This window comes from Curtobacterium sp. 8I-2, from assembly GCF_902506155.1.
Taxonomy (GTDB): Bacteria; Actinomycetota; Actinomycetes; order Actinomycetales; family Microbacteriaceae; genus Curtobacterium; species Curtobacterium poinsettiae.
The window spans coordinates 275,581-287,255 of record NZ_LR732826.1; the positions used below are offsets into that span (position 1 = coordinate 275,581).

10 protein-coding genes are annotated in these 11,675 nt (G+C 70.9%); 4 read left to right on the forward strand and 6 right to left on the reverse strand.

Going from position 1 to position 11,675, the window contains the following annotated elements:
* The first annotated feature begins 149 nt into the window (after positions 1-149).
* Together BOSE127_RS01360 and BOSE127_RS01365 are read left to right on the forward strand one after the other, a co-directional pair.
* Entirely contained in the window at positions 150-1,535 is a 1,386-nt protein-coding gene (locus BOSE127_RS01360; RefSeq protein WP_159556029.1) for an AAA family ATPase, read from the forward strand.
* Positions 1,528-3,546 carry a vWA domain-containing protein gene (locus BOSE127_RS01365; protein ID WP_159556030.1) on the forward strand — a complete coding sequence of 673 codons (2,019 nt, stop codon included), beginning with the start codon at positions 1,528-1,530 and terminating at the stop codon, positions 3,544-3,546. The genes BOSE127_RS01360 and BOSE127_RS01365 overlap by 8 nt, the downstream gene beginning before the upstream one ends.
* A 70-nt stretch (positions 3,547-3,616) precedes the next feature.
* Here BOSE127_RS01365 and BOSE127_RS01370 read toward each other — a convergent pair whose 3' ends face one another.
* From BOSE127_RS01370 to BOSE127_RS01380, 3 genes are read right to left on the reverse strand one after another with little or no spacing between them, the layout of a single operon-like run.
* Positions 3,617-4,375, reverse strand: coding sequence for an SCO1664 family protein (locus BOSE127_RS01370; protein WP_159556031.1), 759 nt, complete (start codon positions 4,373-4,375; stop codon positions 3,617-3,619).
* A complete protein-coding gene (locus tag BOSE127_RS01375; protein ID WP_017888309.1) occupies positions 4,372-4,899 on the reverse strand; it encodes a DUF3090 domain-containing protein in 528 nt (175 codons plus the stop codon). The genes BOSE127_RS01370 and BOSE127_RS01375 overlap by 4 nt, the downstream gene beginning before the upstream one ends.
* A 48-nt stretch (positions 4,900-4,947) precedes the next feature.
* On the reverse strand, positions 4,948-5,760 hold the full coding sequence (locus BOSE127_RS01380; RefSeq protein ID WP_159556032.1) for an MSMEG_4193 family putative phosphomutase: 813 nt from the start codon (positions 5,758-5,760) through the stop codon (positions 4,948-4,950).
* A 91-nt stretch (positions 5,761-5,851) separates the two neighbouring features.
* On the opposite strand from BOSE127_RS01380, the gene BOSE127_RS01385 reads away from it, so the two are divergent.
* Both BOSE127_RS01385 and BOSE127_RS01390 read left to right on the forward strand, forming a co-directional pair.
* Entirely contained in the window at positions 5,852-7,006 is a 1,155-nt protein-coding gene (locus BOSE127_RS01385) for an AI-2E family transporter (protein WP_159556033.1), read from the forward strand.
* Between the two features lie 76 nt (positions 7,007-7,082).
* On the forward strand, positions 7,083-7,511 hold the full coding sequence (locus BOSE127_RS01390; RefSeq protein ID WP_017888306.1) for a BLUF domain-containing protein: 429 nt from the start codon (positions 7,083-7,085) through the stop codon (positions 7,509-7,511).
* A gap of 683 nt (positions 7,512-8,194) precedes the next feature.
* On the opposite strand, the gene BOSE127_RS01395 is transcribed toward BOSE127_RS01390, so the two are convergent.
* From BOSE127_RS01395 to BOSE127_RS01405, 3 genes are read right to left on the reverse strand one after another with little or no spacing between them, the layout of a single operon-like run.
* Complete coding sequence (locus tag BOSE127_RS01395) at positions 8,195-9,568, reverse strand: ABC transporter substrate-binding protein (protein WP_201300413.1); 1,374 nt, start codon at positions 9,566-9,568, stop codon at positions 8,195-8,197.
* Positions 9,569-9,594: 26 nt separating this feature from the next.
* Entirely contained in the window at positions 9,595-10,536 is a 942-nt protein-coding gene (locus tag BOSE127_RS01400; RefSeq protein WP_027466099.1) for a carbohydrate ABC transporter permease, read from the reverse strand.
* A gap of 11 nt (positions 10,537-10,547) precedes the next feature.
* The gene (locus tag BOSE127_RS01405) at positions 10,548-11,522 is read right to left on the reverse strand and encodes a carbohydrate ABC transporter permease (RefSeq protein WP_236559476.1); all 975 of its coding nucleotides are present in this window, start codon (positions 11,520-11,522) and stop codon (positions 10,548-10,550) included.
* Between the last annotated feature and the right edge of the window lie 153 nt (positions 11,523-11,675).

Here is an 11,675-nt window from a genome sequence, read left to right on the forward strand (position 1 = left end):
CGGAGCCGGATCCCCCTACTTCGAATCCGGCTCCGTCGCCGGGATCTCAATGATCGCAAGTGCGATGGAAACCCACAAGCGGACGGACGGGAGGCCCGTGGCGGGCCCCGCCACGGGCCTCCCGTCCGACAAGGCGTAACGTCCAGAACGTGACCCGACCTGACATCCGCACGGTCGGCGAGCTCCGCACCTCTGGTCACGTCCAGAAGACGGTCCGCGCCGAGATCCGCGACAACCTGCTCACCGCCCTGCGCCAGGGCACCGATCCGTGGCCCGGCCTGCGCGGCTTCGAGACCACCGTCATCCCCCAGCTCGAACGCGCCCTGATCGCCGGGCACGACGTCGTCCTGCTCGGCGAGCGCGGCCAGGGCAAGACCCGCCTGCTCCGCACCCTGCAGGGCCTGCTCGACGAGTGGACGCCGGTCATCACCGGCTCCGAGCTCGGCGAGCACCCGTACGAACCGATCACGACGGCGAGCATCCGACGTGCCGACGAGCTCGGTGACGCCCTGCCGATCAGCTGGCGGCACCGCGACGACCGCTACGTCGAGAAGCTCGCGACGCCGGACACGAGCGTCGCCGACCTGATCGGCGACGTCGACCCGATGAAGGTCGCCGAGGGTCGCAGCCTGGGCGACCCGGAGACCATCCACTTCGGGCTCGTCCCGCGCGGCCACCGCGGCATCGTCGCGATCAACGAACTGCCCGACCTGGCCGAACGCATCCAGGTCGCGATGCTCAACGTGATGGAGGAACGCGACGTCCAGATCCGCGGCTACGTGCTGCGGCTGCCGCTCGACGTGCTCGTCGTGGCGAGTGCGAACCCCGAGGACTACACGAACCGCGGCCGGATCATCACGCCGCTGAAGGACCGCTTCGGCGCCGAGATCCGCACGCACTACCCGATCGAGCTCGACGACGAGATCGCCGTCATCCGGCAGGAGGCGCAGCTGACGGCCGAGGTGCCCGACGCGCTGATCGAGATCCTCGCCCGCTTCACCCGGGCGCTCCGTTCGTCGAGCGCCGTCGACCAGCGCAGCGGCGTCAGCGCCCGGTTCGCGATCGCGGGTGCCGAGACGGTGTCCGCCGCCGCCGTGCACCGCGCAGCACGCCAGGGCGAGGACGAGGCGGTCGCCCGCCCGATCGACCTCGAGACCGCGGTGGACGTCCTCGGCGGCAAGATCGAGTTCGAGAACGGCGAAGAGGACCGGGCCGACGAGGTCCTCGAGCACCTGCTCCGCACCGCGACCGCCGAGACCGTGCGCGCCCGGTTCAGGGGTCTCGACTTCGCGGTGCTCGTGGACGCGCTCGACGGCGGCACGATGGTCACCACGGGCGAGCAGGTCAGCGCCCGGGCGTTCCTCGAGGGGCTGCCGTCGATCGGCGAGTCCGACCTGTACGACCAGGTGTGCGACCGGATGGGTGCCACGAACGACGGCGAACGCGCCGGCGCGATCGAGCTCGCCCTCGAGGGCCTGTTCCTCGCCCGACGCATCAGCAAGGAGTCCGGCGGGGGCGAAGCCGTCTATGGCTAGGCAGAACCGACGCCTGACGCGCGACACCCGCTACGGGGCCTACACCGACGGGCCGGACCCGCTCGCGGCCCCGGTCGACCTGGCCGAGGCACTCGACGCCATCGGGCAGGACGTGATGGGCGGCACGTCGCCCGAGCGCGCGATGCGGGAGTTCCTGCGACGCGGTGGCCGGACGCAGCGCGGCCTCGACGACCTGGCCCGCCAGGTGGCCGAGCGGCGCCGTGAACTGACGAGCCGGAACAACCTCGACGGCACCCTGCAGCAGGTCCGCGAACTGCTCGACCAGGCGCTCCGTGCCGAACGCGGCGAACTCGCCCGCAACGTCGACCTCGACGACGGCGACCGGGCGCTGGCCGAACTGCAGCTCGACAGCCTGTCGCCCTCCCCCGCCGCCGCGGTGCAGGAGCTCGGCGGCTACGACTGGACGAGCCCCGAGGCCCGGCAGAAGTACGACGAGATCAAGGACCTGCTCGGCCGCGAGGTGCTCGACCAGCGCTTCGCCGGCATGAAGCAGGCGCTCGAGGGCGCCACCGAACAGGACCGGGCCGCGGTCAGCGCGATGATGCAGGACCTCAACGCCCTGCTCGAGGCGCACGCCCGCGGTGAGGACACCCAGCAGCAGTTCGACGACTTCATGGACCAGCACGGCGAGTACTTCCCGTCGGACCCCGCGAACGTCGACGAGCTGCTCGACGACCTGGCAGCCCGTGCGGCCGCAGCGCAGCGCATGCGGAACTCGATGACCCAGGAGCAGCGGGACGAACTCGACTCCCTCGCCGAGCAGGCCTTCGGCTCCCCCGACCTGATGGGGCAGCTGTCCCAGCTCGACGGGAACCTGCGGTCCCTGCGGCCCGGCGAGGACTGGGGCGGGTCGGAGCGCATGGACGGCGAGCAGGGCCTCGGGCTCGGCGACGGCACCGGGGTGTTCCAGGACATCGCGGACCTCGACGCGCTCGCCGACCAGCTCGCCCAGTCCGGCCCCGGCTCGGAACTCGACGACCTGGACCTCGACGCGCTGTCCCGGCAGCTGGGCGACGAAGCGGCGGTCGACGCGAAGACCCTGCAGCGGCTCGAACAGGCGCTCCGGAACTCGGGGGCGATGCGCCGCGGTGCCGACGGGCAGCTCCGGCTGACCCCGAAGGCGATGCGGCAGCTCGGCAAGAGCCTGCTCAAGGACGTCGCCCAGCAGATGTCCGGTCGCCAGGGCGCCAGGGACCTCCGTCGCTCGGGCGCCGCGGGTGAACCGTCAGGGGCGTCACGGCAGTGGGCGTTCGGCGACACCGAGCCGTGGGACATCCCCCGCACGATCACGAACGCCGTGGTGCGGACGGCGGCCAGCGGTCGGCAGGGAGCCGGCGTGCACCTGAGCATCGACGACGTCGAGGTGCAGGAGACCGAGGCCCGCACCCAGGCCTGCGTCGCGCTGCTCGTCGACACGTCGTTCTCGATGGCGATGGAGGACCGCTGGGTCCCGATGAAGCGCACGGCCCTGGCGCTCCACACCCTGGTGTCGACCCGGTTCCGCGGCGACGACCTGCAGCTCATCGCCTTCGGTCGCGAGGCCGAGGTGATGGACGTCGAACAGCTCGTCGGTCTCGACGCGATGTGGGACAAGGGCACGAACCTGCACCACGCCCTGCTGCTCGCCAACCGGCACTTCCGCAAGCACCCCACGGCCCAACCGGTGCTCCTCATCGTCACGGACGGCGAGCCGACCTCGCACCTCGAGCCGAACGGGCAGGTCTGGTTCGACTACCCGCCCGACCCGGTGACGATCGCGTTGACCGTCCGGGAGCTCGAGAACGCCGGACGCCTCGGCGCCCAGACGACGTTCTTCCGGCTCGGCGAGGACCCGGGGCTCGCCCGGTTCATCGACGCGATGGCGAAGCGGGTGGACGGCAGCGTCGTGGCGCCGGAGAACGACGACCTCGGGGTCGCCGTGGTCGGCTCGTACCTCGGCTCGCGTCGCGGGGCCGGCGGCGCGCTCTTCCGCGACGACTGGGGGCTCTGAAGCCAGCCACGGACAGCCGGGAGGCCCGTGGCGAGACCGCCACGGGCCTCCAGTCCGTACCTGGGTGCGTCTAGAACAGCGGCCAGGGCACGGCGGGGCCGTGACCGGGCGGCGGCGGGAAGATCCCGACGGCGCGCAGGGCCGCGCAGCGCGCCCGGAGCGTGTCGATCTCCTCGTCCGTCAGGTGCTCGGCGAGCTCGTCGCCGAGCCCGCCGCGCAGGGCTTCGGACACGCGGTCGAGGCCCTCGAGCTCGTCCGGCCCGAGGGGCTCGCCGATCCAACCCCACAGGACCGTCCGGAGCTTGTGCTCGACGTGGAAGGTGAGCCCGTGGTCCACGCCGAAGCGGTGGCCGTCGGGCATCGCGAGCACGTGCCCGCCCTTGCGGTCGGCGTTGTTCACGACGATGTCGAAGACGGCCATCCGGCGCAGGGCCTCGGAGTCCTCGTGCACGAGCGTGACGGGCTGGTCGTGTTCGTCGATGGCCTCGAGCACGGGCAGCCAGGGCGAACCGTCCGCCTCGGCGAGTTCGGGTGCCACCAGGTCGACGGCGTCCTGCTCGGGGTCGACGTCCTGCCAGCGCTGCACCATGCCGGGGCCGAACGGACCGTCGCCCATCCACGTGGGCGGGACGACGCCCCAGCCGAACGCCTCGGAGACCAGGTGTGCGGCGATCTCGCGGCCGGCGAGCGTGCCGTCCGGGAAGTCCCACAGCGGGCGCTCGCCCTCGATGGGCTTGTAGACGACGGTCGCGCCGTCGAGGTCGGCGAGGAAGGTGGCGTTGGACGCCTCACGGATGCGCGCCCGGACGGAGAGCGATCCGTCGCTCATGCGTCGCCGGGCGGACGACCGGCGGCGACGACCTCACGCGTGCGCTCGACGAATGCCCGGGCGGTGCCGACCGGGATCTTCACCTGGAACAGCTCGGCGGGTTCGGGGATCTCCACGACGGCCTCGATCTCGACGCCGTCCTCGCTCTCCTCGGACACGATCTCGACCTCGTCGTCGATCGGGTACGCCTCGATGACGACCTGGGCGGTGGACGGGTCGAAGCCCAAGCTCAGCGCTCCGGCGCGGAACTCGGCCTCGACGGGCTGGTCGAGGGGCTCCGGGTCGCGGAGTTCGGCGGGCACGGACGGCGGCACGCTGAAGCGGTTGTCGTCGACGGTCGCGACCTCGTCGAGGAGCTCGTCGATCTTGTCGGCGAGCACGGAGGTCTGCTCTTTCTCGAGCGCGACGCTGGTGACGCGTCGACCGGAGCGGGCCTGGATGTAGAAGGCGCGCTCACCCGGACGGCCGATGGTGCCGACGACGAGGCGGTCCGGCCAGTCGAAGCCGTGGACGATGGTGGGCATACCCGCATTGTAGGAGCGCTCGGCTCCGCCCGTTCAGGGTCGCGCAGGTCAGCCGGGCGCGTCGGGGGCCGGACGCCCGGTGCCGGTGTGCGCATCGGGTTCCGGATGTCCAGCGCCGCCGCCGACCGCGGCCTCCCCGCTGGGAGCCGGGGCGGTGCGCAGCCAGGACAGGTCGCCCGACTCGGTGTTCGTCGCGACGACCTCGGGGCGGTGCTCGCCGTACCGCACGACCGACACCGAGGCCGGCCCGACGCCGATGCGCTGGAACAGGTCCAGGTGCATGCCGAACGCGTCGGCCAGGACGCTCTTGATGATGTCGCCGTGGCTCACCGCGACCCAGACCGCGCCGGGTCCGTGCTCCGCCTCGACCTCGGCGTCGATGCGCCGGACGGCCGCGACGGCACGGGACTGCATCGTCTGCATGGACTCGCCGCCGGGGAACACGACGGCACTGGGGTTCGCCTGCACCGTGCGCCAGAGGGGCTCCTTCGCCAGGTCGGCGAGCTTCCGGCCCTGCCACTGCCCGTAGTCGGCCTCGGTGATGGCCCGCTCGATCAGCAGATCGGACGCGCCGGACTGCCGGTCGGGCTGGCGGCCGGGCTGCCGGTCGGGCTGCCGGTCGGGCTGCCGGTCGGGCTGGCGGCCGGGCTGCCGGTCGAGGATCGCGCGGGCGGTCTGTCGGCAGCGCTCGAGCGGACTCGACACCACGGCGACCACGGGCACCGCGGCGATGCGCTCCGCGGTCCGCTCGGCCTGGGTCCGCCCGACGGCGTCGAGTCGCACGCCGGTGGTGCGTCCGGCCAGGACGCCGGTGGCGTTCGCGGTGGTGCGTCCGTGACGGACGAGGAGGACGGTCGCCATGCGCCCGATCCTAGGCGCGCGGACGTGCTGCCCTCGACGCGTTGCCCGTCAGAAGCGGCGCGGCGGCCCGCTGGTCGGTAGCGTCTGGCGCATGCCGTTCTTCCGCGACGCTCCGCGCCCGACCACCCCAGCCCCGCCGTCCAGGGTCCAGGCCGCATGGTCCGACTCCGCCGGGCACTTCGCGACCCGGTGCCTGCAGCTGATCATCGTCGTGGTGGTCGTCGCCGGGGTCGTCTGGGCGAGCAACATCCTGAGCGTCGTCACGATCCCCGTGCTCCTCGCGCTCATCATCGCGTCGGCGATGCACCCGGTCGTGTCGTGGCTGCGCAAGCACCGCGTGCCGTCGGTGCTCGCCACCCTCGCCGTCCTGATCGGCGTGCTCGCGATCCTGGGCGTGATCGGCTGGCTCATCGTCGTCGCGGTCGAGAACCAGTGGTCGCAGCTGCAGAAGTCGGCGGTCGACGGGTTCCAGCAGCTGCAGGAGTTCGCGAAGAACCTGCCGTTCTCGATCTCCGACAAGCAGATCGACGACGCGGTCGCGTCGGCGTCCGACTTCGTCACGAGCGCCCAGTTCGGCTCCGGTGCGCTGGCGGGCGCGTCGGCCACCGCGAACTTCCTGACCGGGCTCGTGCTGATGATCGTCGTGCTGTTCTTCTTCCTCAAGGACGGCCCGAGCATCTGGGAGTTCCTGCTCCGTCCCTTCACCGGTGAGCGCTACGCCCGCGCACGTCGTGTCGGTGACCGGGTCGTCTCGACCCTCGGCGGCTACGTCCGCGGCACCGCCACCGTCGCCGCGGTGGACGCGATCGGCATCGGGGTCGGCATCGCGATCGTCGGCGTGCCCCTGGCCCTGCCGCTGGCCGTCATCGTCTTCATCACGGCGTTCATCCCGATCGTCGGTGCGACCGCTGCCGGCATCCTCGCCGCCCTCGTCGCGCTCGTCGCCCTCGGCCCGGTGCAGGCGCTCATCGTGATCGGCATCGTGGTGCTGGTGAACCAGCTCGAGGGCAACCTGCTGCAGCCGGTCCTGATGGGGCGGACGCTCAAGCTGCACGGCCTCGTCATCCTGATCGGCCTGACCGCCGGCACCGTGCTCGCCGGCATCACGGGCGCGATCATCTCGGTGCCGCTGATCGCCGCGGCATGGGGCGCCATCCTGGTGTGGGACGGCCCGAACACCCCGGCTCGACCCTGGCGGAAGAAGCGCAACGAGGACGTCACCGCGCACGAGCTGCCGCAGGGCTGATCCGCGGCGCCGATCCGTGGGGCGCGTTGCGGACATCCACTTCGCGCAACGGCCTGCCACCCAGCAGTATGGAGGAGTGCTCGTCTCCATCGTCTACATGAGTCGTGCCGTCGTGCCCTTCGACGACCAGGCCATGGCGGTGCTGCTCGCTGAGTCCCGGCTGCGGAACGAAGCGCTCGGGGTCTCCGGGCTCCTGCTCGCCAAGGGTGGCCGGTTCATGCAGCTGCTCGAGGGGCCGGCGTGGAGCGTGCAGGACCGGTACGACGTCATCGCGAAGGACCGGCGGCACGGTGAGGTCAAGTCGCTCGTGCGCGAGGACATCGAGCGCCGGCGCTTCGACGGCTGGTCGATGGCGTACCGAGCACTCGACGACTCGGACATCCGGTCAGAAGCGGGCTTCAGTCCCTTCCTCTCCGGGACGATGGACTTCCCGCGCTCGTTCGACCGGACCAGTGCGGCCTGGCTGCTGAAGTGGTTCCGCGACCGCGAGCTGCACGACCTCTGACCCGTCGGCTGCGCCGCGCCGCCCGGCCACCGCACCGTGCGGGCTTCGCACCGTGCGCCCACCGCCACCCGGTGCGAGCTTGCCCACACCGTGCGCGCTTACAGCGCCGGACCACGCCACCAACCCCGCACCCAGTCACCACACACGCACCGTGCGCACCGCCGGACGGGAGGCCCGTGGCCGGCCCGCACCGCGCCTCCCGGCCACCGCACCGTGCGCCCACCGCCACCCGGTGCGAGCTTGCCCACACCGTGCGCGCTTACCGCGCCGCACCACGCCACCAACCCCGCACCCGGTCACCACACACGCGCCGTGCGCACCGCCGGACGGGAGGCCCGTGGCGGGCCCGCACCGCGCCTCCCGGCCACCGCACCGTGCGGGCTTCGCCACCCGGTGCGAGCTTGCCCGCCCCGTGCGCGCTCACCGCGCCGCACCACGCAACCAACCCCGCACCCAGTCACCACATACGCACCATGCGCACCACCGGACGGGAGGCCCGTGGCGGGCCCGCACCGCGCCTCCCGGCCGCCGCACCGTGCGGGCTTCGCCACCCGGTGCGAGCTTGCCCGCCCCGTGCGCGCTTACCGCGCCGCACCACGCCACCAACCCCGCACCCAGTCACCACACACGCACCGTGCACACCGCCGAACCGGAGGCCCGTGGCCGACCCGCACCGCGCGCGATCAGGTGAGGGCGAGCAGGTTGTTCACCTGCTCGTTCACCCCGGTCAGCGTCGAGACCGGCTTGCCGTTCGCGTAGACGTCGTCGAAGGCGGGCTGCAGCAACGCCTGCACGTCGGCGGGGTTCTTCGTGACCGGGAACAGGAACGTCGTTTCCTCCTCGACCTGCCGGGTGAACGCCGAGACGTCCAGTCCGCGCTTCCGGAACGACGCCACCGCGGCCTCGGTGCCCGCGGGACGAGCGGGGAACACGATCCCGCTCCGACCGACGATCCGCTGCGCCTCGTCGCTGCCCAGGAACGCCACCCACTTCGCCGCGGCCTCGGGGTCCTTCGCCTGCTTCGTGATCGAGTCGCCGAGCCCGTTGAACATCGACGCGCGGTGTCCCGCCGGACCGATCGGGGTCGGGGCGACGGCGACGTCGAGGTCGTCCATGCCGAGGTACGAGCCGATCATCCACGAGCCGTTGAACGACAGCGCGCATTTGCCAGCGCCGAGCTGGACCTCGGGCCCGGTCGTGGTGGAGAACACCCCGTACTTCGCCATGTAGCCCTTCTCGGCCAGCCGGTAGTACCAGGCGAGGGTGTCCTGCACGACCCGCTCGTCGTAGCGGAACTTGTCACCCCAGGGGTTCTCGTTCGTGTAGAACCAGTCGACCGACCCGGTGAACGGCGACCACTGGGTCTGTCCGAAGCCGTCGCCGCCCGACCCGTTCGACGAGATGCCGTAGACGGCGACGTCGTCCTTGTCGAAGCCGTCCTCGTCGCCGCGTCGACCCTTGGAGTCCACCGTCAGCCGGGCGAGCATCCGCTCGAACGTGCCGCCGTCGTCCGGGTTCCACTCGAGCGACCCGAGTTCCTCCGCGGAGACCCCGGCCTTCGCCATCGCCTTCTTGTCGTAGAACATCGCGACGGTGTCCCAGTCCTTCGGGGACCCGTAGCGGTGGCCGTCCTGACCCTTCCACAGTTCGGCGAGCCCGGACTGGTAGTCGTCGTCGCGGATGCCCTTGGTCGCGTCGAGCTCGTCGAGCTTGTAGAGCACGTCGAGGTCGGCGTACTGCGGGAACTTCGTCAGGTGGTCGGTGAAGACGTCGGGCGCGGTGCCGGCGATGAACCCCGCGGTGAGCTTGGTCCAGTAGTCGTTCCACCCGAGCTGGGTGATCTTCACGGTGATGTCCGGGTTCGCGCGGTGGAAGGCGTCGGCGACGGCCTGGTAGGCGGGTTGCTGGTTCGCGTCCCACAACCAGTAGCTCACGGTCCGTGCACCCGATCGGCTGGTCGCGCGCCGACCGGGCGACGAGCAGGCGGCGAGCGCACCGAGGGCCAGGGCGGAGGCGCCGCCGGCGAAGAGCGTGCGGCGGGTCAGTTGGTTCGTCATGGTGTTCGTCCTGTCCGACAGCCGGGTCACTTGATCCCGGAGAAGCCGATGGAGTTGACGATCCGCTTGGCGAAGACGCCGAACAGCAGGATCATCGGGAGCGCCGCCACCAGGGTCGCGGCCATGAGCCCGGCCCAGTCGGTGCCGGACTGCGGGGTCTGCGACTTGAAGACGCCGAGCGCGACGGTCAGCACCCGCGAGCTGTCGGTGTACGACACCATGAGCGGCCAGAAGTAGTCGTTCCAGCTCGTGATGTACGTCAGCACGGCGAGGGTGGCGATCGGGGCGGCCGCCATCGGGATGACGAGCCGGAAGAACACGCGGACCTTGCCGGCGCCGTCGATGAGCGCCGCCTCTTCGACCTCCTTCGAGATGCCGAGGAAGAACTGGCGCAGGAAGAACACCGCGAACGGGGTCATGAACATCGTCGGCAGGGCGATGCCGAGCAGGTTGTCGACGAGCCCGAGCTGCTTGATGAGCGTGAAGTTCGGCAGCAGCGTGAAGATCGCGGGGACCATCAGCCCGGCCAGGAACACCCCGAACACCTTGTCGCGGCCGGGCCAGCGCAGCCGGGCGAAGGCGTAGGCCGCCGCTGCCGAGAAGAACACCTGGCCGACGGTGACGAGCGTCGACACCAGGATCGAGTTGAGCAGGTACCGCCAGAAGTTCAGCGCGGCGCCGGAGCCGCCCTGCGCCAACGCCTCTTCGGTCGACTGCAGGCCGAAGACCCGCTCGAACCCGCCCAGGCTGAACCCGACGGGCAGCAGCGAGGTGGGGTCGGAGTTGATCGCGGTGTTCGACGACAGCGCGGTGCGCAGGATCCAGTAGAACGGGAACAGGGTGACGACGATGACGAGGATCATCGCGACCCAGGCGAGCACCCGGCCGAGCGACGGGCGGCGACGGTGGCCGGCGCCCATCCGGGGCGGGCGGGACGTGGTGACGGAGCGGGTGAGGGTCGTGGTCATGGCGCTTCCGTTCAGTCCAGGTCGGACTCACCCGAGCGGGTGAGTCGGTACTGGATGATCGTGATGATGCTGAGGACGATGAGGAGCGCGACCGAGACCGCGGACGCGTAGCCGAACTGGAACCGACCGAACGCCAGGTTGTAGATGTAGTTCTGCACGACGTTCGTGGCGTTCGCGGGGCCGCCCTGCGTGGTGACGGCGACGGTGTCGAACACCTGGAACGACCCGATCACGGTGATGATGAGCACCAGGGACAGGATCGGGCGGAGCAGCGGCACCGTGATGCGCCAGAACATCTTCCACTCGCTCGCACCGTCGATGCGCCCGGCTTCGTACACGGTCTCGGGCAGGGACTGCAGGCCGGCGAAGATGAGCAGCGCCGTGTAGCCGACGTGCCGCCAGACGTTGATGAGCGCGATCGAGGGGATGCCCCAGACGTCGCTCTGCAGGAACGGGATGCGGTCGAGGCCGAGCGCTGCGAGCATCTCGTTGCCGATGCCGAGCTGGGTGTCGAGGATCCAGAGCCAGACCAGGGCGGCGACGACGTTCGACACCAGGTAGGGCGCGAGCACGATGCCACGCACGAACGTCGACTTGGTCAGCCGGTGCATCATCACGGCGATGAACAGCGCGACGACGGACTGGATGACGATGTTGATGAGGACGTACTCGATCGTCACGACCATCGAGTGCCAGAAGATCGAGTCCTGCACCAGTCGGGCGTAGTTCTGCAGGCCGGTGAACTCGGGCTCGGTGAGCAGGTTGTACGACGTGAAGCTCAGGTAGATGCCCCGCACGGTCGGCCAGGCGAGGAACACCGCGAACCCGACGGCTGCCGGGGCGATGAAGACGAGCGCGAGCCACAGGTCGTTCCTGGGGCGGCGCCGCGGTGCGGTGGTGCGGGCACGGGCGAGGTCGGCGGACCGACTCCTCCGTCTCGTGCTGGCGGTCGTCAAGGGTGACGACACAGGGCTCTCGGTTGCCATCGCGACTCCTTCGTCTGCGGTGGACTGACGTGCAGCAGTCCGTGAGCCGGGAATCTACACGTGGGGACCCCGGCTCGCAAGAGGCTTTTTCCGGGCTGTGGACAGGGGTTGTCACGTGTAGACAGCGTGTGTCAGGATGGCGCTCGATCGCAT

Coding starts and splice junctions, on each gene's coding strand:
- BOSE127_RS01365 (WP_159556030.1), top strand. CDS start 1,528: ATGGCTAGGCAGAACCGACGCCTGACGCGCGACACCCGCTACGGGGCC.
- BOSE127_RS01370 (WP_159556031.1), bottom strand. CDS start 4,375: ATGAGCGACGGATCGCTCTCCGTCCGGGCGCGCATCCGTGAGGCGTCC.
- BOSE127_RS01375 (WP_017888309.1), bottom strand. CDS start 4,899: ATGCCCACCATCGTCCACGGCTTCGACTGGCCGGACCGCCTCGTCGTC.
- BOSE127_RS01380 (WP_159556032.1), bottom strand. CDS start 5,760: ATGGCGACCGTCCTCCTCGTCCGTCACGGACGCACCACCGCGAACGCC.
- BOSE127_RS01385 (WP_159556033.1), top strand. CDS start 5,852: ATGCCGTTCTTCCGCGACGCTCCGCGCCCGACCACCCCAGCCCCGCCG.
- BOSE127_RS01395 (WP_201300413.1), bottom strand. CDS start 9,568: ATGACGAACCAACTGACCCGCCGCACGCTCTTCGCCGGCGGCGCCTCC.
- BOSE127_RS01400 (WP_027466099.1), bottom strand. CDS start 10,536: ATGACCACGACCCTCACCCGCTCCGTCACCACGTCCCGCCCGCCCCGG.
- BOSE127_RS01405 (WP_236559476.1), bottom strand. CDS start 11,522: ATGGCAACCGAGAGCCCTGTGTCGTCACCCTTGACGACCGCCAGCACG.